The sequence below is a fragment of the Pseudomonas sp. PDM19 genome (assembly GCF_014852215.1).
Taxonomy (GTDB): domain Bacteria; phylum Pseudomonadota; class Gammaproteobacteria; order Pseudomonadales; family Pseudomonadaceae; genus Pseudomonas.
The window spans coordinates 155916-176528 of record NZ_JACVBG010000006.1; the positions used below are offsets into that span (position 1 = coordinate 155916).

Below are 20613 nucleotides of genomic sequence, written 5' to 3' on the forward strand. Positions count from 1 at the left end.
CACCGGACCCCAGCGGGACGTCCGCCCGCTCCTGGCGTGCGCGAAGGTGAAACCTCAGATCGACGGGCGCAGCCAGGGAGCCGGGGTAGTCTCGGGCGCGGCTATCTGGTTGGAGATCCACTTGCCCATGCGCCGCATGGGTTCGATGGAGTCCTGCGGGGCGGCGAATTTCATGGCCGCGGCATAGCCCAGCGAGACGATGCGCTGCGCGCCATACAGCGGCAGTACGTCCTTGAGCTGGTCCTTGATGCTTTCCGGGTAGATGCCAACGGTCTGGGTGTAGGCGTCCACCGCGCCCATCACTTCGTCCAGTTCGTCGACCGGCACCAGGTTGGCGGTGCGGTCGTCGAGCAGCGTCGAGAAGGACACTGGCTCGGGAATCTGCGAGCAGATGATCGCGCCTTCGCCGTCCTTGCCACCGATGACGCGATACCACTCGTCATCCAGGCGCAACGCGTCGACGTGCGCCTTGAGGCCCTGGTCGTAGCGCTTGGGGTGGGTGCTCAGGGTATTGGGCAGCTTGAGCATCGCGTCGTAGACGTAGCTACCGAAGGTATTCAGCCGCTCCAGACCCGCCTCGTCGGTGCCCGACTGCACGTAGACGGTGCGCGCGCAGACGCAGCCCTTCTGGTTGATCGCGCCGATGTCGGAGGCTAGGCGCACCGCTGCCTCGCGCATGCTCGCCTCGCTGGCGAAGGTGTCCTGGCCGATGATGCTGGCGCTGCGCTTGGGGTCTAGCGAGATCAGTTCCAGGCCTGGCTGGATATAGCGGGTGACGTGCTTCATCGAGGCGAAGCCGCCCCAGGCGACGATCTTCTCCAGGTTCTGCGGCTGGTACAGGCGTTGCTCGAAGTCCTCGTCGCCGCCCTTCCAGTAGGCCACGGTCAGGTGCAGGGTCAGCGGGTGGTCCGGCTCCATATCGATCATGGTGCGGGCGATGGCCAGGGCGGTGAAGGGGTCGTTGGACGGTGCCTTGATGATGGCGTCGCTGCGCAGAACCATGTTGCGGATGATGGTCCACAGCGACAGCGCCACTGCGTTGCCGGCAACGATGTGCAGGGTGCGCGCGCCGAAACAGCGCACTTCCAGTTCGGTACCGTCGAGCAGGCGCTGCTTCACCCAGCCTTCCAGGTAGTTCACGCCCACCGTGGCTTCCGCCATCTCGCGGATCGACTCGCGGGTCAGCAGGTTACGCAAGCCCATGTAGGAGCCGCGGACGATGCTCGGAGTGGTCGGCGCGGTCAGGTAGGACAGCTCGCAGGCTTCCTGCAGGTAGCGGTTGCTGGCGAAGTCCAGGCGCTCGCCGAGGGCGACGCAGTAGTCGAGGATGTCCTCGAAGCTCAGGCTGTACAGGTCAGCCAGCTTCGCCGGGTTGCCCAGTGGCAGGCGGTCGATGTAGCGATGCGCGTCGGGCGTGAGGAAGGTCAGGTCGCCGCCGCGGCCGCCCACTTCGATCAGGTGGTCGGTGATGACTTCGCCACGGATGACCAGGGGCGCGATGGGATTGGTCATGGCTCAGCCCTCCAGGGTGTTGAGGAAGTCCATCGCCTCGCGATGGGACTGTTCGGACGCGGCGCAGGTGATCTTGTCGTCGCCGCCATTCTTCTCGCTGTAGCGCTGGATGGCGCCGACGACGTAGCGGCTCGGGCGGCCACAGGCGCAGGGCGCATCCCACTCGACGGTGACTTCGTCACCGGTGATGAAACCGCCCCAGTGCACGTCAGCGCCCAGGTCGAAGAAGGCCGCGCGGCCAGTCTGCCGCCCCTTGCGCGGCAGCGGCTTGCTGGTTTCGGGGTCGAGCAGGCACGGAATCGCGGTATGCGCGAAGTGGTAGTGGCCGTGCTCGCAACGCAGGTGCGAACCACTGACCACCTCGGACATTGCGTAAGACTCGTACAGCGCCTTCACGCCGGTGAAGCGCATCACCTCCTCGCGCCAGCCCTCGGGCTGGACCACGCCCTTGGCGCCGCCGGTGGTGATGATGTACGACTCGCGGTCGAACACCCCTTCCAATCCGCGCTCCAAGCCCGCCTTGGCCATGTTGTGGAGCAGGTTCCAGGTGCCGCCGATGTAGACCCGCTTGCCCTTCAAGCGGGTGGCGATGTCCTCGAAGAAGGTCGCGAGGTGCTGCGGCATCTCGGCCTGCTGACGGTCGAAGGCCTCTTTCTTGGCCAGCATCTCCGGTGCCACCACCAGGCGGTCGAGGGTGCCCTTGGCATGGGCGGCGCGCAGCTTGGCGCCCAGGTGCAGGACATCGCTGGACAAGGTCGAGGGATAGGCCGGATGGAAGTGCGAGGCATCCGGCAGCAGTACGCGGGTGATCGCGGTCACGCCGCGCAGGTGGCTGAGATAGCCCTTGCCATAGTACGGATAGGCCGTGTGCATTTCCGGCTGCGGCGTCTGCGGGCCTCGCATGTTCCAGGCGAACAGCCGGCGCACTTGAGCCGCCTTTTCGAACTCGCGGGCACTGCATGGCAGGAACGACAGGGTGCCGGAGGTGCCGGAGGTATGGCTGATGATCAGCTGCGGCACCTCGCGATCCATGGTCTCGAACCAGTCGTCGAGCCCCTTGCAAGCGCTGACGTCAGCCGCGAGTATCGCCTCGCCGACCTCCGGGGTGACCAGTTTGGCCAGCCATTTGTTGATCGCGGTGAAGTTGTTCTTCTCCAGCAGCGACGGCGGATAGGACTTGAACACGGTGTGCTCGAACAGCAGCGGGACCAAGTCGTCGAGTTGCTCGATGCGCTCCACGCCTTCGCCGTCGGCGAGCTTCTTCAGCACCGGGATGCGCTCGCGCAGTTCGGCGAAACGGCGCTGGAGGCCGGCGAGCTGGAGCGCGTCGATCTCGGCGCGGGGCATTTGCTCCCAGGTCTGGCGGCAGTGGTTGGCGAGGGCTTCGGGATCGCTGAGCAGCAGCTCCACCCGTTGGTCGATTGTTCTTGTCATGGCGCATGGGTCCTCGATTCACCCGTCCGCGCCAAGGCGCGGAGGACCGGCCGCCCGTCGCGGGCTGCCTTCTTGGTGCAGCCAGTCTAGGGGCGCAAGAGGTTGCGCTGTTCCGGATTCCGGCACCTGCAAATTCAGATTAAATATCTGTTTTAAAAGGATTTTTTAATCTAACTTGATTTGGCTTCCAAATCTTCCGCGGTGAGCAGCGCATGGAGCATGCGCGCCAGCAGTCGCAGGGTGTCGGCTTCAACCAGGTAGTTCGGTCGCTCGATGACCAGCGCCCGCGGCAGCGCGGTCACCGCGTGGTAGGCCAGGAACCCCGCCTTCTCGCGGTCGCGCACCAGCACCTGCGAGGAGAAACGCCGTACCAGCGCCGGAATCGCCTCGGAGGTCCAGAAGCCTTCCGAGCGCACCATTTCCAGACGCATCAGCTCCGCGTGGTAGGCGGCCTTGACGCTCAGGTCGGAGTCCAGCTGCAGCCAGCGATGCAGGTTGGCGAGGCCGGACTGCAGGAGCATTTCGATGCCGTCCAGCAGGGTCGCCGAGACCGGCAGCTTCTCCAGGCTGGTGATCACCTCGCGGCGCGCCTCGCGACGGTAGTCCTCGAAGATCGCCGCGACCAGCGATTCGATGGTCGGGAAGTACTCGTAGATGGAGCTGATGGCGACCCCGGCGTGCTCGGCGAGGCGGTGCACGCTGAGCGCCGCCCTGCCCTCGCGTTCGAGAATCTGCCGGCCGGTGAGCATCAGTGCTTCCACCAGAGCCACCGAACGCGCCTGGCGCGGCCGCTTGCGCTGACGCGCCGGCAATTCGACGCACAGCAACGGCTCTTCCGCCGGTGCAGGGCCGGGGACGTCCCGCGGCGGCTTGCTGCCGGACTTGCGGGTCATGGTGTTTGGAGCGAGGCGGCGTCACCCAGCAGCGACTGGGCGATCAGTCGCTGGTGCCATTCGGTGCTGCCTTCGCAAAGCGGCAACGCGATGGCTTCCCGCGCCAGGCGCTCCACGTCGAAGGCCCTGGCCAGGCCATCGGCACCGTGCAATTGCACGGCGTCGCGGCAGACCCGCACGGCCATCTCCCCGGCGTACCACTTCGCCATGGCAACCTGCAGGTCGCAGGCCTGGCCGTCATCCAGCAGCTCATAGGCGCGCAGGCAGAGCAGCCGCGCCGCGTCCACCAGCGTAGCCATCTGAGCCAGCGGCGCCGCCAAAGTCATTGAGGCGTCCTCGCGGCGTCCGGCGCACTCCAGACATAGATCCAGCGCCGCGCGCATCAGGCCGACGCCAAGCAGGCCGGTGTCGATGCGTGCCGCCGTCAGCGCCCGCAGGCTGTCCCGCAGCTCGGCGCCCAGCAACTGGCTGGCCGGCACCCGCGTGCCGCTAAAGCAAATTTGCGCAGTGGAATGCGAGTTCAACGCGATCCGCTCGCTGTTGCGCGCCACGAACCCGTGGGCACGGCGCTCCACCAGCAGGTGAATGCAGCTGCCGTCCTCGATACGAGCCGCAAGCACGACAAAGTCGGCGTAGCGCCCATTGGCCACCCAGGCCTGCTCACCATCGAGGACGAACTCGTCGCCTTCCCGGCGAGCGGTCACCGTGCCAGCAGTCTCCGCCTCATCGAGGCAGAAGGCGCCGAAGCCCCGTCCGCTGAGGATGTCGGGCAGATATCGCTCACCGGCTGCCGCCTGTTGAGGCGGCAGTGCGGCCAGGAAAGCGGCGATGGCCTTGTTGGTCTTCACGCACAAGGCGACGTCCGCCGAAACCCTGGCCAGCTCCTCGAAGAGCATCGCCTCAGTATGCCGCGCCAGGCCCAGGCCGCCCTGCTCCTCGCTGAGGCTGGCGCCGGGCAGTCCGAACTCGGCAAGACCCTGGGTCAGCTCGCGCATATGCCCCTTGGGGATCGGCCGATCACGGGATTCCCGGACCACCGGCAGCACCTCGCGCTGGAGGAAGGTGCGAAAGCTCGCTACCGCCAGGCGCTGCGCGTCGTTCGGCATGTCGTTGTGCATGTCCTTTCTCCCGTCCCCGTTACGCCGGAGCCACTCGTAGCAGCGGCGATCGTGCAAGCCTATGCCGCGCACGCGGCAGAGCGCCTCCCCCCACGGGGAGGGGTAAGCCTTATGCCAGGTTGCGCGAGATGATGAGCTTCTGGATGTGGCTGGTGCCTTCATAGATCTTGGTCACCCGCACATCGCGGCAGTAGCGCTCCACCGGGAAATCGGCGAGGTAGCCATAGCCGCCGTGGACCTGCAGCGCGTCGGAGCACACCTGCTCGGCCATCTCGCTGGCGAACAGCTTGGCCATCGAGGCTTCCTTGGCGCATGGCACCTCGGCCTCGCACAGGCGCGCGGCGTGCAGCAGGAACTGGCGCGAAAGCTCCACGCGGGTCGCCATGTCAGCCAGGTCGAAGGCCACGCCTTGCAGCTGGATGATCGGCGCGCCGTAGGCTTCACGCTCCTTGGCGTACTTCACCGCGGCATCCAGCGCGGCTCGGGCCGTACCGGTAGCCACTGCGGCGATGGCCACGCGCCCTTCGGACAGCGAACCCATCACGGCGCGGTAGCCGCTGCCCTCCTCGCCCAGCAGGTTATTGGCCGGGATCCGGCAGTCGTCCAGCTGGATCTGCGCAACGTGCGCCGAGCGCTGGCCCATCTTGTGCTCCACGCAGGCCACCACGTAGCCAGGATGCTCCTGCGGGTCGACGATCAGCAGGCTGCTGCCGCGCTTGCCGGCATTCTTGTCGGTCACCGCCAGCACCAGGCCGACCCCGGCCTCGCTGCCGTTGGAGATGAATTGCTTGCTGCCGTTGAGCACGTAGCTGTCGCCGTCGCGGCGCGCGCTGGTCCGGAAGGCGCCGGTGTCCGAGCCAGCATGCGGCTCGCTGAGCAGGAAGGCGCCGATGCGGCTGCCGTCGGCGATGCCCGGAAGGTATTTGCGCTTCTGTTCCTCGTTACCCAGGCGGGCGATGGCCATGCCCACCGAGTTGTGCACGTGGATCAGGGTGGCGAAGCCGGTGTCGGCGGCAGCGAATTCCTCGATGGCCAGGCAGTACTCGACGAAGCTGGTGCCCGAGCCGCCGTACTCTTCGGGCACCAGCATGCCCAGGAAGCCCTGCTCGGCCACGGCTTGCAGTTCGGCGCGCGGCCAGGCGGCGGTGCGGTCGCGCTCGGCGGCGGTGGGTGCCACCACTTCGGCGGCGACCTTGCGCGCCGAGTCGCGGATCAGCAGTTCCTGCTCGCTCAGGAAGACAGCGGATGTATCGGTCATGGTGCTTACCTCGAAATCAGCGTGAATCGTCAGGAATGCCGGCGCGCAAGGGCGCCGCCGGCAGGATGGTCAAACGCAACGGGCTATCGGTTGATCGTGCCGTTCAGCCTGCACCGGCGAGGCCGCGACGCGGCGGCCGGGCTCGCCGCGGCCGCGCAGCAGGAAGTGCGAGAGCGCGGGGATCAGAACCAGGGCGCCGAGCATGTTCCAGACGAACATGAAGGTCAGCAGGATGCCCATGTCGGCCTGGAACTTGATCGGCGACCAGGCCCAGGTGACGACACCGGCGGCCAGGGTGACGCCGACCAGCGCCACCACCTTGCCGGTGAAGCGCAGGGCTTCGCGGTAGGCTTCGGCCAGGCTCGCACCGTTGCGCTGGCTGGCCAGCTGGATGCTCAGCAGGTAGAGCGCGTAGTCGACGCCAATGCCGACGCCCAGCGCGATCACCGGCAGTGTGGCGACTTTCACGCCGATGCCCAGCAGTACCATCAGCGCCTCGCAAAGCACCGAAGTGATCACCAGCGGCACGACCGCGACTATCACCGCGCGCCAGCTGCGGAAGGTGATGAAGCACAGCACCACCACAGCCGCGTAGACGTACAGCAACATGCTGAAGTTGGCCTTCTCCACCACGATGTTGGTCGCCGCCTCTATGCCGGCGGTGCCGGCAGCGAGAAGGAACTGGCGCTCCGGCGTGCTGTGCTCGTCGGCGAAGCGCGAGGCCGCATCGACCACCCGCTCCAGCGTGTCGGCCTTGTGGTCGGCGAGGTAGGCCACCACCGGCATGATCGAGCACTCAGTGTTGAACAGCTCGGGGTTGGTGGTGCTCGCGGTACGCGCTGCGTAGTTGAGCACGTCCTGGTTCGGCGACAGGGTCAGCCACTTGTTGCTGCCCTCGTAGGAACCGGCGGTGATCTTGCGCACGGCGTCGGCCAGCGAAACGGTGCTCTGCACGCCCGGCACCTGCTGCAGGGTCCAGCCCAGACGGTCGACCTCGATCAGCGTCCTGTAGTCCAGGCAGCCCTCGGCGGGCGTCTTGACGATCACCGCGAACTGGTCGCTGGAGAGTGTGTACTTGCCGGTGATGTAGGCGTTGTCCAGGTTGTAGCGCGAATGCGGGCGCAACTCGGAAGCGCCGGCGTCCAGGTCGCCGATCTTCAGGTGCGTGCTCACCGCGAAGCCGCCCGCCGCCAGCACGGCCGCACCGGCCAGCAGCAGCGTGGCCCAGCGCCGCTCGGTTAAGCGCTCCAGCAGTGTCCAGACACCGCCGATCTCGCGCTGCTCGGCACGCAGGCTGCGTGCGGCGGCGTGGGGGCTGACGCCGGTGTAGGACAACATCACCGGCAGCAGGATCAGGTTGGTGAACACCAGCAGCGCGACGCCGATGGACGCGGTGATCGCCAGGTCCTTGATCACCGGAATATCGATCAGCATGAGCACGGCGAAGCCCACGGCGTCGGCGGCCAGCGCGGTCAGACCGGCAAGGAACAGGCGGCGGAACGTATAGCGCGCCGCCACCAGGCGGTGAGTGCCGCGACCGATGTCCTGCATGATGCCGTTCATCTTCTGCGCGCCGTGCGACACGCCGATGGCGAAGACCAGGAACGGCACCAGGATCGAATACGGGTCCAGCTCGTAGCCCAGCAGCGCGATCAGCCCCAGCTGCCAGAGCACCGCGGCGCACGAGCAGCCCAGCACCAGCAGCGTGCTGCGCAGGCAGCGGGTCCAGGCGAAGATGATCGCCGCGGCGATGGCCGCAGCCACAGCGAAGTAGAGGATCATCTGGCTGAGGCCGTCGAGCAGGTCGCCGACTACCTTGGAGAAGCCGACAATGTGCACCTGGATGTCGGCGCTGCCTTGGGCGCCGGCGTACTTGGCGCGAATCGCTTCGAGGCGCTTGGACAGTTCCCAGTAGTCGATGGCCTTGCCGCTCTCGGCATCCCTGTCCAGCAGCGGGACGAACACCATGCTCGAGCGGTAGTCGCTGCCGATCAGGTTGCCCAGCAGCTGCGCGCGGCCTATGTTCTGCCGCAGTTGCTCGATGTTGGCGGGCGAGCCGGAATAGTTGTCCGGCATCACCGGGCCGCCGGCGAACCCCTCTTCGGTGACCTCGTTCCAGCGCACCACCGGCATCCACAACGATTTCACGTTGGCACGGTCGACGCCCGGGGTCAGGAAAAGGTCGTCATTTATGTGCTTGAGCACCTGCAGGTAAGCCGGGTCGAAGATGTCGCCCTTGCGATTCTCGACCACCACCCGCACCGCGTTGCCCAGGCCCTTGAGCTCGTCGCGGTTAGCCAGGAAGTTGCGGATGTACTGCTGGTTGTGCGGGATGGTCTTCTCGAAGGCGGCGTTGAGCGTCAGCCCGCGCGTTTGCCAGCCGAGCAGCCCGCTGACGAGCACGCAAAGCAGCACGACCAGCAGTCGATTGTTGAAGATCAGGCGCTCCAGGCGGCTGCCCGAAGCGTGGTCGAAATCCCGCAGGTCGCTGATTCTCAGCAGCTTGTCGGTGGAATTGGTCGCAGTCATCACGTTACCCCGAATACCTTTGTTCTCACTGCGCGCGCTCTAGGCGCACACCACCGATGCCAGCCAACGCGACGCCCGCCTGCGGCGCCGGCGCCACCGCGAAGTTCGGCGCGACGCGGGCCAGCTTCACGCGCTGGAAGGTTGCTCCGCCATCGCGGGAGTGCAGCAGTTCGCCGGCCTGGCTGGCTAGCACGATGGTGCCGTCGGCGAGCACCGCGCCACTGGTGAGGCCGGCGTCGGTGCCGGTCTCGACCTTGTGCCAGCTAGCACCGCCGTCGATGCTGCGGTAGGCGTTGCCGCGCAAGCCGTAGACCAGCACCGCATCGGCACTGCCGACCAGGCCGAAGAGCGTGCCCTGGTAGGGAAACTCCAGCGGTAGGAAGCGTTGCGTCGCGGCGTCGAACTTCAGCACTAGGCCCTGCTCGCCGACCACGAACAGCGTGCCCATCGCCGGGCGCATGGCGTACAGGTGCATGCCGCGAGGGTTGGCGACGTACTCTAGCCAAGGCGTCCAGTGCTGGCCGCCATCGCTTGTGCGCAGGATCAGGTTGAAGGCGCCTAGGGCATAGCCGTTGCGCTCGTCCTCGAACCACACGTCGAGCAGCGGCTTGTCGGCGCCCTGCGCCACGGCGGCCTCGGCGTCACGCTGCAGGCGCGCGGCCTCCGGATCGGCGGGATCGGCTGGGTGGCCGTACTGGCGCATCAGCAGATCGGCGATCTGTGGACCGTCCAACTGCCGGCTCCAAGTGCGGCCGCCATCGTCGCTGTGCAGGATCACGCCCTCGTGGCCTACCGCCCAGCCCTGGCTGGAACTGGGAAAGGCCAGAGCGGTCAGGTCCGAGCTCACCGGCACCTGTGCTTGGTTCCAGTGTTGGCCGTCGTCCGAATACAGGATGTGGCCACGCTGACCAGCGGCAACCAGGCGCTGGCCGGCCAGCACCAGGGCGTTGAGCGGTACGCGAGCGGCCATCGGCGACTGCACGGCCGGCTGCGCGAGCGGCGGAACGAAGGTCGGCTGCGCCTGCACCTGGCCTGCCAGGACGGCCAGGCCGAGCGCCAGCGGCGCCGCGAAAGTGATTCTGAACATCGATTGCCCTCACATCGAATTCGCCTCGGCTGCCGGCCAGCTCATGGCAGGACGGCGGGAATGCCGAGGTTGGCAATAGCGAAAGGAGGCGTGTGTCCGCCTCCTTCGCCATCCGGGCGCAGCGTGTGGCGACGAAAGCCTTGCGTCGCCACGCGGCCCGGACCAGCGCTTAGATGCTGGTTTTGAAGGTGAAGTAGACGGCGCCGCGGTCCTCGAGCAGCGCCTGGCTGCCGTTGGGGGTGAGCGCCGCACCGCTGGCGTTCTTCGAGTAGTCGCCGAAGTAGTCGACATACTTCAGGTCGAAGCGGTAGCGGCTGTATAGGTCCAGGCCCAAGCCCGCGGCGTAGCTGCCGGCGTCCTCGCTGCCGCCTAGGGCGACTGCTGAGTTGCCGTTCAGACCTACCGAGTAACTGACCGGCATCGACAGGTCGCCGCCGGGGAACACCTGGTACCAGGTTGGCGTGAAGTTCACCGCCATGGTGTAGGCGTTGCGGTCGACGGCATCGATGTTGGTGGACACCGAACGGTACTTAGAGCTGCCCTTGAACAGGTTCATCGGGTCGGAGCTCACCGAGACCCAGTGGCTCCAGGTCAGTTCGGTGGCCCAGGTCGCGGAATCGAACAGCGGGTTGGAGCTGATCGAGCCGAGGGCGTTGACCACACCGTGCAGGGTGTCACCACGGGCGCCGAGGATGTCGCCGTCATCCGGCAGCGCCTTGGAGGAAGTGACCACCGCCGCACTGCTGGCCAGCGGCATGTTGTGGCGGTAGTTCAGGTCCGCGCCGAAGCTGATGCCGGCCACCTCTTTCGACAGGCTGATGCCGTACATGTCGATGTCCGAGGCGTAGTTCATGAAGTACTGCGGCTGCTTGGCCTGCAACAGAATGACCTGCGGGACGGTGTCGGAGAAGTTGCGCACGTAGAAGCCGAGAGTGCCGTCGAGCCATTCCGGGCTCCAGCGCGCCATCAGGCCCCAGTCGCCGACATCCTTGGGCTCGATGTCGTCGCCATGCGTGGCACGCAGTTTCGGGCTGAGGATGTAGGACTCGCCGCCCTGCAGATAGATGTCGGAGAAGCCCAGGTAGGAACCCGACTCCGGCACGCGCGTGGGGCGCCATTCGAGGAAGTACTGCGCACCGAAGGACCACTCGGGCGTGGCCTGGAACTGCGCCGAAAGCTGCGTGCGCGGGATGTACAGTTCCTTCGCCTCGATACCCGGCAGGGCCAGCGCCTTGCCCTGGTCGAGCGGGGCCTGGCCATAGGAAATGCCATTGATCGCGCCGCTGCCCAGCAACGACTCGCCCCAGTTCACGGTATGCCGACCGGCACGCAGCTGCAGCGGCGAGTCACCCAGGTTGAAGGTGCCGAAGACGAAGGCGTCGAGGATCTCGCCCGACGGACCTTCGTAGTAGCGGTTGGCGTAGCGGCTCAGGCCCAGGGCCGGCTTGCCGTCGCTGCCCAGGTGGTTCGACGTCGCCAGGCTGTCGTTGTCCAGCCCACCGGAATAGGCGTCGTCGTACCAGAGCGCGGCACTCATGCGGGCACCGTACTTGTCCTTGTAGACCAGGTCGGACTCGCTGAGGATGTCCAGGCGGTTGTTGACGATGCTGTTCTTCTTGAAGTTGCGATCGCCGTCGTCGTAGTTCGGGTTCTTCAGGATCGGAGTGCTCTGGTTCTCGACCCGCTTGCCCAGGTTGTAGCGGAAGGTGTTGTCGAAGCGTAGCTTCAGATCGTCGTTACCGGTGTCGATCTCGACGGCATGCGCGGTGCTCCAACTCATTGCGCACACCATCAGGATGCTCGTGCTCAGCTTGTGTGGAACGGGTCGACTCTGCTTCATCTTGTTCTTCTTGTTCGCCATTTTTTTCCTCTCTCCCCTCGATTAACCAAGGCTCGGGCCGACGGCACCGAACCAGGAAGAAGCTCAATCAGTGATCGAGTGGGGCAAGGGTGCAGCGACGACCCGATTCTCTCCCCCCTATTAAATGGGGGCGTCCCCCCCTCCCTACCGGGCGAAACTCGTCACATGGCCGGCTTGCCAGCCCGCTTTGGAGGATCCGCAATGAACAAAGAGTTCGCCCCGCTTGCCGCCGATGACGCACTGTGCTTTCCCTGTGGCAGCCCGCCCGCCATCGGCGAGTGGTGTGAGGTGGCTCCGGGCGTGCACTGGACCTGCATGCCGCTGCCAATCTACGTTCCGACCATCAATCTGTGGCTGCTCGAAGACGGCCCTGGCGTCGCCGTGGTGGACACCGGAATCAACAGCAACGACACCCGCCAGGCCTGGGAGCGATTGTTCGACGGAGTACTACGTGGCAGGCCGGTGACTCGCGTGCTAGGAACGCATATGCACCTGGATCACATCGGTCTGGCTGGCTGGCTTGGCGAGCGCTTCGCCTGCCGTCTATGGATGACGCGCCTGGAGTACCTGCAATGCCGGATGCTTGCAGGCGATAGCGGCCTCGGCCCCTCCAAGGAAACCCAGGCGTTCCTCCAGCGCGCCGGCTGGAGCGAAGCCGCGCTTGCGCTGAACCGGGAGCGCGCCAACACTTTCGGCCATATGCTCTGGCCGCTTCCGGAGAGCTTCCGCCGCGTGAGCGATGGCGAGCGCCTGCGTATTGGTGAGCACGAATGGGAAGTCGTGGTTGGGGCAGGCCATTCGCCGGAACACGCTTGTCTTTACGAAGCCAAACGCAAGCTGCTGATATCCGGCGACCAAGTGCTGCCGCAGATCTCCTCCAATATTTCGGTACATCCCGGCGAGCCGGATGCCGACCCCATCAGCGATTGGCTCGATTCGCTGGCCATGCTGCGCGAACGCGTCAGCGACGAGGTGCTGGTGCTACCGGCACATGGCGAACCCTTCCGCGGCCTGCATGCGCGCCTGGCCCAGCTGGAGTCCAGCCTGCAACGCGCGCTCGATCGGGTGCGTCGAGGACTGGATCGTCCAAGGCGAGCGGTAGATGTCTTCGAGCTGCTCTTCGCCCGGCAGATCCCAGCCAACGACATCGGCCTGATGGGCCTCGCCACCGGCGAAAGCCTCGCGCATCTGAATCACCTGCAGCAGCGCGGCGAACTATGTACGGAAACCGATCAGCACGGCGTCGTCTGGTATCGATTGACTCCCCGGGTCACCGAATCGCTGGTTCGAGATAACGAACAAGGATGAGCAACCCCGAACCCGGGTCTCTCGACACCTCTGCCTACGCCCAGGCGATCCCGACGCGCCGCCCGATGACGATGCCACCGGCATTGCTCCAGGCGCTAAGGAAACTGTCTGCTGCAATAGAGCCTACCTAGGCCAACGAAAACGGCGCCTCGCGGCGCCGTCCGGGCGAAACAGCCCGCCCCCAGAACATCGGGATACAGGCCATTCAGGCCTGTGTCAGCGGGTGCCGCACTGGATATCGAGGGTCAGCGCGTTCAAGTAGGGGTTCTCGGCCACGTGACGGACCAACGCGGCGAACTCGCTCGGCTGCCCCATGCGCCGCGGGAACAGCAGACTGCTGACAATGCTCTCGGAGACCTTCGCCGGCATACCGGCCGACATGCCGGACTCGAACAGCCCCGGCGCCAACGTCACCACGCGGATGCCGTGCTCGGCCAGGTCGCGGGCGATCGGAAGGGTCATGCCGATCACCCCAGCCTTGCTCGCACTGTAGGCCGCCTGGCCCATCTGCCCTTCGCGGGCAGCGCCGGATGCGGTGTTGATGATCACCCCACGCTCGCCAGTGTCCTCGGGCTGGTTGGCGGTCATCGCTAGGGCAGCGTAGCGAATGATGTTGAAGGTGCCGGTCAAATTGACCGCCAGCACGCGGCTCCACAGGTCGCTGGGGAACGGCTGGCCCTTGGAGAGGGTTTTGCACGGGCCGAGGATGCCGGCGCAGTTGACCGCGACATGGATGGCGCCAAACTCGGCGACCACGGTGTCGATCGCCGACTTGACGCTCTCCTCGCTGGAAACGTCCACACTGATGCCGCGGACGCCCTCTCCCAGCGCCTCGTTCAGGCGAGCCTGGTCGAGATCCAGGCCCACCACACGTGCACCTGCAGTGGCCAACGCCCTGCAGGTGGCCAGCCCGAGCCCAGAAGCAGCCCCAGTGACGATCGCTACCTTGTTGTCCAGCTTCATGCGCTTGTTTCTCCTACGCTTACCCATTGAATGGGCGCCCAATGGGCGCGGATCAACGAGCATAAGCAGGGTGTTTTCGGCGCGTCCCCTCCCCTTGCGGACGCCTGCCAACGCCTCGGAAGTGCGCTGTATTAGAGGTTCTTGACGCACTTTTGGCACTCCAGTACGGTCACTCGAATAGCCGTTTTCATGCCTGCCCGCGAATGCCGCCGAGTTCCGTTCGCGCTCCCGGCCACTAGTATTTCCAGGGAAAAAATGACAATTAATCCCGCCCGCCACCTGGCTTCGACCAAGTTTTCGCCGCCGCGCATCGGTACCAAGCACGTGCCGCGCAACAACTTGATCGCTCAGCTGGACCAGATGCACGAATGCCGGCTCGCGCTGATCACCGGCGCCGCCGGCTACGGCAAGACGACCCTGCTCGCGCAATGGCGTCAGGACCGCCTGAAGGCCGGCGCGGAAGTCGCCTGGATATCGCTGACGAGCGACGACAAGGGCTATGCTCCGTTCTGCACGGCGCTCATCGAGGCCCTGCGCCGCCTGGGCATCGCCCTGGACTTCGACCTGCTGCAGGAGGACGGCACGGCCTCGGCAATGGACGCCATGGTCGCCGCCGTTGTCGAGGGCGCGGAAAACCTGTCGAAGGAGCTCTACCTGATCCTCGACGACTACCACCACGTCGAGGTACCGCTGGCCCACAAGCTGATCCAGAAACTGCTCGACCATGGGCCGGGCAACCTGCACCTGGTGATCGCCTCTCGGGTAGCACCGCCGCTGAGCCTGTCGCGGCTGCGGGTGATGCAACAGGTTGTGGAGATCGAGAGTGTCACCCTGCCGTTCGACGCCACCGAAACCCGCGCCTTCATCGAGGAGAACCTGGGGCGAGACAAGCTCAACGCCGACGAACTGAGTCTGATCCATGAGCTGACCAGCGGCTGGCCGTCCTGCCTGCAGCTAATCGTGATCATGCTGAAGAACCGCCCGGACTCTCGCGCCATCCTCCACGACTTGGTCTGGCGTTCCAGCGACCTGCAGACCTACCTTAGCGAGGAAGTGGTGGAGCACTTACCGGCCGAACTCGTTGCGTTCGCCGAGGCGCTTTCGATCTTCCGCCGCTTCAACGCCCCCATGGCCAAAGCGGTCACTGACAGCGAAGAGGCCGGCAGGCTGATCAAGCGCATGGAAGACGAAAACCTGCTGATCTACCGGGTCGACTCGGATGATCGCCTGCCCTGGTACCGCTTCCACCCGCTGTTCGGCGAATTTCTCACCAGCCGCCTGGCACGCCACGGTGGCGACCTGCAGCAGTTGCACCGGCGCGGCGCGCGCTGGTTTGCCGAGCATCGCTGCCTGACCGAGGCGCTACGCCACGCCAGCCTGGGCGAGGACATCGACTTCGCCACCCAGGTCATTGAGCGTTCCGCGCCAGCCACCTGGAGCCTGGAATACCTGAGCCCGACGCTGCACTTGCTGGAGCGCCTGCCAGAGGACGTGCTGTTCCGCCACCAGCGCCTGCTCTTCCTTGCCTGCCTGACTGTGTCACTGACATCCCGTCCGGCGCGGGCGAAGGCCTGGCTGCAGCATCTACAGAACAGCGACCTGCGAGCCCATCCGGACATCGCCAGCGGCCTCCCGCTGATTCGTGGCGCAATCGCCGTGCAGGACGACGACACCGAACTGGCCATTGAAGTGCTCGAACCGGTACGCGATGCCAGCCTGGAAAACCCATTCCTGCGCTATGTGCTGCTGCTCGCCCTGACGGTCGCCTACACAGCTGCCGGGCGCTACGCCGATGCCCGCCGCCTGCACGACCAATACCCCATTCCGCCGGAGGACCGCGGTAACGACACGGCGATGGTTGCCGAGTTCACCAACACCACCAACCTGATCGCCGCCGGCTATGTCCGCGAGTTCGCGACGGTCGCCTCGCAGTTGCTCGAACATGCCACCCGCGAGGGCGGCAGCCGCTCCATCTGCGCGAACCTGTGCGCCAGCGCCCTGACCGAGGCCTTCTACGAACTCGACCGCATCGACGACTCCCGCGAGACCATCGCCAACCGTTTCGGCCTGCTGCACTCCTCGGTGCCGGACGTGATAGTGCGCACCAACCTCACCCGCGTCCGCCTCGACTTGTTGCAGAAAGGCACCGAGGCCGCACTGAGCTTCCTCGAACAGCAGATCGCCCATCTGCGCTGCCTCGGCCAGGTCCGCCCTGTGGCCCACCTAGTGGCCGAACAGATTCGCGTGCTGCTGCTCAAGGGTAGCCGCAACCGCGCCGGCGAACTGCTGGAAACCCTCGATGACCTGGTGCGCCGGCACGCGAGCGAGCGTGGCGCCCGCGCCGAGTTGCCGGCGATCGCCGCGCTCGCCCGCGCCCGCTACCTGAAGACAGAGGATTCGACACAGACGCTTGCCCAGCTGCAGATCGTCCGAGCGTATGCGCAAGCGTTCGACCGCGGCCGCCTGCTGACACTCGTCGAGCTGCTCACCGCCTCCGCCCTAGACGACCTCAAGCGTCCAGAGGAAGCAATGCAGCACCTGCGCCAGGCGGTAACCGCCGGACAACGCTTCGGCCTAGTCCGGACCTTCATCGACGAAGGCGCACTGTCGGAGAAGCTGCTCGCTCGCCTGGTCGAAGAACAGGCCGTCGAGGGCGAAGTGCTGGCCTACGCCGAGGAGCTGCTCGGCAAGCTCAACGATCCGTTCGCCGTCAACGCCAGCCAGCCGCGCACGCGCCGCGTCCAGCCGGCTAAGACCCAGGCGGTGCTGACCAAGCGCGAGATCGAGATCCTCGCTCTGGTGGCCCAGGCCATGTCGAGCAAACGCATCGCACTTACCCTGGACATCACCCTGGAAACGGTGAAGTGGAACCTGCGCAACATCTTCGCCAAGCTTGGCGTCTCCAGCCGCTACGACGCCATGGTCTGGGCGAAGAACCACAACCTAATCGACTAGCGCCGCCTCTCGCCTGCGTCGTGCCATGATGGGTGCGACGCTCCTGATGCCAATACGCCCAACCACGCTCGCATCCCCGTACCCCCACTCCATTCAAATTGCGTCGAGGCTCCTGGCATCCGCTCTGCTGGCGGGCCACACGGCATGACCGTCCGATGTGGGATGAGCCAATAGACGAGGTGGCGAAGCGCAAGAGCATGACCTGGATGGCGCTGGGCCTGTCCCTCTTGTTGCCAACGGCAACGGTACGGGCGGCGTCAGCATCTGGCTGCCTAGCGCGCTTAGCACCCTGGCCGCCGTGCCGGCAGAACCGGGTTGGAGCTTTCTTTTAATCTACTACCACGCAAGTGCCGACATCGGTGCCGACCAGCCTGGAGGGCACCAGCGATCTCTTTGTCGCCTGCACGCTGAAATGGAACCGCAGCGAGCACAACTTCATGGTCTATAGCATGGGCAACTTGCCGACCGGCGCCTACGACCCAAATCGCCTGGTCAACCTGGGGCTGGGCCATACCTCACCGGGCGCCGGCGGCGTCAACACCAACTTCAACAAGGACAATGAGCTCTCCTTGGTGGCCGGCACGACCTACAAACGGGAAAACACCGACACGCACTATCAGAGCGGTATTGACGCCACCTAGACTGGAGCGCCTCGCACTTCGTCACCCCGCACACTCACCTCGGCCTGGTCGGCTACCTCTACCGTCAAGTCACCGGCGACTCCGTCCGCGGCGCGGTGCTCGGCGACTTCAAGTCCCAGGTCTGCGCCGTGGGGCCGCAGGTTGGGCACTTCCTCAAGGTGTGCAAGGACAGCTGGTACGCAAACCTAAAGGGCTACTACGAGTTCGACGCCAACAACCGCGCGGAAGGCTAGAACGCCTAGAGAGAAGCAAAGATGTCCGCTATGGGTCGGTAGCTGCCTCTCCTCAGAGGCAGCAATCGGCCAGGAGCGGACATCCACAAAGACAAGTTGAGCAGCAGGAGAATGTCGATTCAGGCTCGTCTCGCTGCCATGGCGTAGCGGTTTCATCCAAGCTCTCGGAGCGTTCCGACCTTACAAGAAACCGGTGCGCCAGCCACAAGGACATCATGACTTGGCTGATGCCCGGTTGCGCATCGCGTAGCCGGGCATCTTTAACCTAGGTTTGCCCTCGATTCGACTGAGACAATCCTGCCCGCTACGGAGATTGCGTTTCAGATCACCCATGTTTCGAACCCATGGACCACCGCAGTGCCTTACCATCAGGATCCCAATGAGTCGCAGCACGGTGGTCAGCGCAATCGGATGCTCCGAACAGACGTTCGCCTCCTCCTCCGGAATAGCCCACACCGAAGATAGAGAACCAATCCAGCATCGCCGTCGGGTTGGCACGGGTGCAGCCCGGCTGGTGTATGACCAGAAGCTACACAATTTTGCCCAACCTGCTCGGTATCTTCTGATAACGGCGAAGGCCCACCACCCTCACCGCGGTTCATTGCACCGCAGACAGCCATCCTAGAAGGCGTACTCCGCCCCCACACTCAGGCTGCGCCCGTTGCCACTGAGGAAGGTCGGCTGGCTGGCATCGGCACGGTTGCGGATCACATAGCTGCTGGCGTAGGTCTTGTCCGCCAGGTTGTCGCCCTGCACGTAGACGCTCAGTCCTTCGCGGGCCTTATAGCTGGCCTTGAGCCCCCAGAGCGCGTAGGAATCCTGATAGTTGTTGCGGGTGTTGGCGTGGTCGGTCGGAGTGTCCTGCGGCAGCCAGCGCAGGTTCGGTCCGACGCTCCAAAGCCCGCGCCGGTAGAGCAGCTCCGCCGCCCAGAGCTGACGCGGCACGCCGGCGATCTGGTTGCCCTGGAACTCGCCGCCACGGAAACGGAAGTCGCTGAAGGTCCAGGCCACTCGGTAGGCCAGGTCGCCGCCGATGCTGGCCGAGGTCGGCAGCAGGCCGTTCAGCCCCGCTTCGACACCGCGGTGGCGGGTACGTGATCCGTAGTTGTAGGTTCCCACCTTCACCCCGTAGGAGTCGCTGGTGGAGATCAGTTCGTCTTCCACGTCGCTCTGGTACAGCGTCAGGCTCCAGTCGGTCTGGGCGACGCGTCCGGTACCGCCGATCTCATACGTGGTAGCGCGTTGCACGTCGAGGTTGACCAGTTGCGCTTGTGCCGCTGCGGGGGCCACGGGAGAGACTTCGGCGGAAATGATTTCCCAGAATGTCGGCGCTTCATGACTGCGGCTGATGTTGGCGTACCAGCGCAGGTCAGGGCTCGGCGTCCAGTTCAGGCCGATCTTCGGCGTTGCAAAGTTCCAGCCCTGATCGAGGTGACCGGCGCCGTCACGCGAGTCCGCATCGCGGCGGACATCGCTCCACTTCACCTCGGTGACCAGTGTCCAGTCCGGCGCCAGGTGCCAGTCCACGCCGAGCAGCAGATCCAGGTTTGACGCCTCCAGGCCGAAGTTGCCGAAGCGCTGCATGCGGCTGCCGTTCTGCGGATTGTTGGCATACAGCTCGCGCGTCATGTCGCTGTAGGACCAACTGGCGCCCAGGCGATAGCCGAACAGGCGCTGTTCGCCTTCGAAAAGCCATTGCGCGCCGAGAGTATCGCTGTCGGTCAGGGTGTGGCTGAGCGGGTCGGTGAAGTCGTCCCGGGTGTTCTGCCCGTAGACGCCGAAGCTCTGCTGCCAGCCCGCACCGCTCCACTGCGTACGGTTGGCCAGGCGCAGTTGTTGGGTGTCGCGGTGCGGATCGCGCTTGTAGATGTTCAGCAGGCGGTCCTGCGGGGTGTTGCCGTCGCCCAGCACGCTGCGTGGATCATCCTTCAAGCGCGCCTTGGTGATGACGTTGGGGATCTCGAAGGTCAGGTCGCTGTAGGACAGGTAGCTGCGGTTCTGAACGCCGTTGCCCAGGTCTAGGCCGACGTTGCTCTGCACCACCGTGCGATGGGAAGCGGAGTGATGGCGATAGCCATCGTACTCGTCATGGCTGACGCTCACCCGCGCATCGTGCCCGCCTCCATCCAGCCCGGCGGCGGCCTGCAAGCCCTGGCGGCCGAAACTGCCGGTCTCCAGTCGGACGCGTCCGGCTTCGTCGGCGCCAGTCAGCGAGTTGAACTCCAGTTCGCCACCCAGGGCAGTCGCACCGGGGCTGCCGGCGTTTGCACCGCGTCGGGCGCTGATCCACGAGGCGTTGCGCGGCTCCAGCAGACCGATGATGAAGGAGCCATCCGCCTCGTTGAGCGGCAGGCCGTCCTGCAACAACAGCACGCCGCGGTTGACCGGGTTGCTCTGGATACCCGAGCCGCGAATATTCAGGCGCGGCTGATCGGTGCCGCCGAAGAAGTCCTGGATCACCAGGCCGGGCTGGTAGTCCAGCGCGTCGCGCAGGGTCGCCAGGCGCGTCTCCTGCTGCGGCTCGGCGAGATTGGTTCCGCCGGGCACGCGGGCCAGGCGCTCGCTTTCGGTCTGCGCCGAAACGCTGACCGGCGCGGGGCTTTTCCCGCTGACCTGCATCGGCTCCAGTTCGATGCGATCTTCCGCCAACGCCGCCACCGGCAGCAGGCCGAGGGCCAGCAGGGGAAATGAGATTTTCGAAGGGAAGTGGCGTTTGGGGGACAAGCAACGACTCATGACAAGCTCCGTCTGCACGAAATCTGGCTTACCAGCTCAGGTAGAACATGCCCTTGGCCAGCAGCACGATGCCGACCATGTGGCT

Annotated in this window: 14 protein-coding genes; 4 read left to right on the plus strand and 10 right to left on the minus strand. The window is 65.4% G+C overall.

Annotated elements, in window-relative coordinates:
- Positions 1-54 precede the first annotated feature (54 nt).
- The 8 genes from IB273_RS31160 to IB273_RS31195 form a co-directional block, all read right to left on the minus strand.
- Positions 55-1512, minus strand: a complete 1458-nt coding sequence (locus IB273_RS31160; protein ID WP_192225850.1) for an acyl-CoA reductase — start codon at positions 1510-1512, stop codon at positions 55-57.
- 3 nt (positions 1513-1515) lie between these two features.
- Positions 1516-2946 (minus strand): hypothetical protein, encoded by a 1431-nt coding sequence (locus IB273_RS31165; protein ID WP_192225851.1) that lies wholly within the window; start codon positions 2944-2946, stop codon positions 1516-1518.
- Between the two features lie 170 nt (positions 2947-3116).
- Positions 3117-3839 carry a TetR/AcrR family transcriptional regulator gene (locus IB273_RS31170; RefSeq protein WP_151187134.1) on the minus strand — a complete coding sequence of 241 codons (723 nt, stop codon included), beginning with the start codon at positions 3837-3839 and terminating at the stop codon, positions 3117-3119.
- Positions 3836-4957, minus strand: coding sequence for an acyl-CoA dehydrogenase family protein (locus IB273_RS31175; protein WP_138212000.1), 1122 nt, complete (start codon positions 4955-4957; stop codon positions 3836-3838). Before IB273_RS31175 ends, IB273_RS31170 begins: the two co-directional genes overlap by 4 nt.
- A 109-nt stretch (positions 4958-5066) precedes the next feature.
- Positions 5067-6215: an acyl-CoA dehydrogenase family protein gene (locus IB273_RS31180; RefSeq protein ID WP_192225852.1), complete on the minus strand. Its 1149-nt coding sequence runs from the start codon at positions 6213-6215 to the stop codon at positions 5067-5069.
- Positions 6216-6284: 69 nt separating this feature from the next.
- Complete coding sequence (locus IB273_RS31185; RefSeq protein ID WP_192225853.1) at positions 6285-8744, minus strand: efflux RND transporter permease subunit; 2460 nt, start codon at positions 8742-8744, stop codon at positions 6285-6287.
- 25 nt (positions 8745-8769) lie between these two features.
- Positions 8770-9831: a WD40/YVTN/BNR-like repeat-containing protein gene (locus IB273_RS31190; protein ID WP_192225854.1), complete on the minus strand. Its 1062-nt coding sequence runs from the start codon at positions 9829-9831 to the stop codon at positions 8770-8772.
- A 169-nt stretch (positions 9832-10000) separates the two neighbouring features.
- On the minus strand, positions 10001-11692 hold the full coding sequence (locus tag IB273_RS31195; protein WP_192225855.1) for a DUF1302 domain-containing protein: 1692 nt from the start codon (positions 11690-11692) through the stop codon (positions 10001-10003).
- Positions 11693-11893: 201 nt separating this feature from the next.
- On the opposite strand from IB273_RS31195, the gene IB273_RS31200 reads away from it, so the two are divergent.
- Positions 11894-13000: an MBL fold metallo-hydrolase gene (locus tag IB273_RS31200; RefSeq protein WP_192225856.1), complete on the plus strand. Its 1107-nt coding sequence runs from the start codon at positions 11894-11896 to the stop codon at positions 12998-13000.
- A gap of 216 nt (positions 13001-13216) precedes the next feature.
- Here IB273_RS31200 and IB273_RS31205 read toward each other — a convergent pair whose 3' ends face one another.
- Positions 13217-13963: an SDR family NAD(P)-dependent oxidoreductase gene (locus tag IB273_RS31205; RefSeq protein WP_192225857.1), complete on the minus strand. Its 747-nt coding sequence runs from the start codon at positions 13961-13963 to the stop codon at positions 13217-13219.
- Between the two features lie 255 nt (positions 13964-14218).
- Between IB273_RS31205 and IB273_RS31210 the strand changes: the two genes are divergently transcribed.
- The 3 genes from IB273_RS31210 (at position 14219) to IB273_RS31680 (ending at position 17792) form a co-directional block, all read left to right on the plus strand.
- Positions 14219-16918 (plus strand): LuxR C-terminal-related transcriptional regulator, encoded by a 2700-nt coding sequence (locus IB273_RS31210; protein WP_192225858.1) that lies wholly within the window; start codon positions 14219-14221, stop codon positions 16916-16918.
- A 359-nt stretch (positions 16919-17277) separates the two neighbouring features.
- Positions 17278-17559: a transporter gene (locus IB273_RS31675; protein WP_318652520.1), complete on the plus strand. Its 282-nt coding sequence runs from the start codon at positions 17278-17280 to the stop codon at positions 17557-17559.
- Between the two features lie 44 nt (positions 17560-17603).
- Positions 17604-17792, plus strand: coding sequence for a transporter (locus IB273_RS31680; RefSeq protein WP_263866318.1), 189 nt, complete (start codon positions 17604-17606; stop codon positions 17790-17792).
- A 621-nt stretch (positions 17793-18413) separates the two neighbouring features.
- Here IB273_RS31680 and IB273_RS31220 read toward each other — a convergent pair.
- Complete coding sequence (locus tag IB273_RS31220; protein ID WP_192225859.1) at positions 18414-20528, minus strand: TonB-dependent receptor family protein; 2115 nt, start codon at positions 20526-20528, stop codon at positions 18414-18416.
- Between the last annotated feature and the right edge of the window lie 85 nt (positions 20529-20613).

Excerpts from the sequence above, each read along its gene's own strand:
- IB273_RS31160 (WP_192225850.1), bottom strand. The coding sequence starts at position 1,512 with ATGACCAATCCCATCGCGCCCCTGGTCATCCGTGGCGAAGTCATCACC.
- IB273_RS31165 (WP_192225851.1), bottom strand. The coding sequence starts at position 2,946 with ATGACAAGAACAATCGACCAACGGGTGGAGCTGCTGCTCAGCGATCCC.
- IB273_RS31170 (WP_151187134.1), bottom strand. The coding sequence starts at position 3,839 with ATGACCCGCAAGTCCGGCAGCAAGCCGCCGCGGGACGTCCCCGGCCCT.
- IB273_RS31175 (WP_138212000.1), bottom strand. The coding sequence starts at position 4,957 with ATGCACAACGACATGCCGAACGACGCGCAGCGCCTGGCGGTAGCGAGC.
- IB273_RS31180 (WP_192225852.1), bottom strand. The coding sequence starts at position 6,215 with ATGACCGATACATCCGCTGTCTTCCTGAGCGAGCAGGAACTGCTGATC.
- IB273_RS31185 (WP_192225853.1), bottom strand. The coding sequence starts at position 8,744 with ATGACTGCGACCAATTCCACCGACAAGCTGCTGAGAATCAGCGACCTG.
- IB273_RS31190 (WP_192225854.1), bottom strand. The coding sequence starts at position 9,831 with ATGTTCAGAATCACTTTCGCGGCGCCGCTGGCGCTCGGCCTGGCCGTC.
- IB273_RS31195 (WP_192225855.1), bottom strand. The coding sequence starts at position 11,692 with ATGGCGAACAAGAAGAACAAGATGAAGCAGAGTCGACCCGTTCCACAC.
- IB273_RS31200 (WP_192225856.1), top strand. The coding sequence starts at position 11,894 with ATGAACAAAGAGTTCGCCCCGCTTGCCGCCGATGACGCACTGTGCTTT.
- IB273_RS31205 (WP_192225857.1), bottom strand. The coding sequence starts at position 13,963 with ATGAAGCTGGACAACAAGGTAGCGATCGTCACTGGGGCTGCTTCTGGG.
- IB273_RS31210 (WP_192225858.1), top strand. The coding sequence starts at position 14,219 with ATGACAATTAATCCCGCCCGCCACCTGGCTTCGACCAAGTTTTCGCCG.
- IB273_RS31220 (WP_192225859.1), bottom strand. The coding sequence starts at position 20,528 with ATGAGTCGTTGCTTGTCCCCCAAACGCCACTTCCCTTCGAAAATCTCA.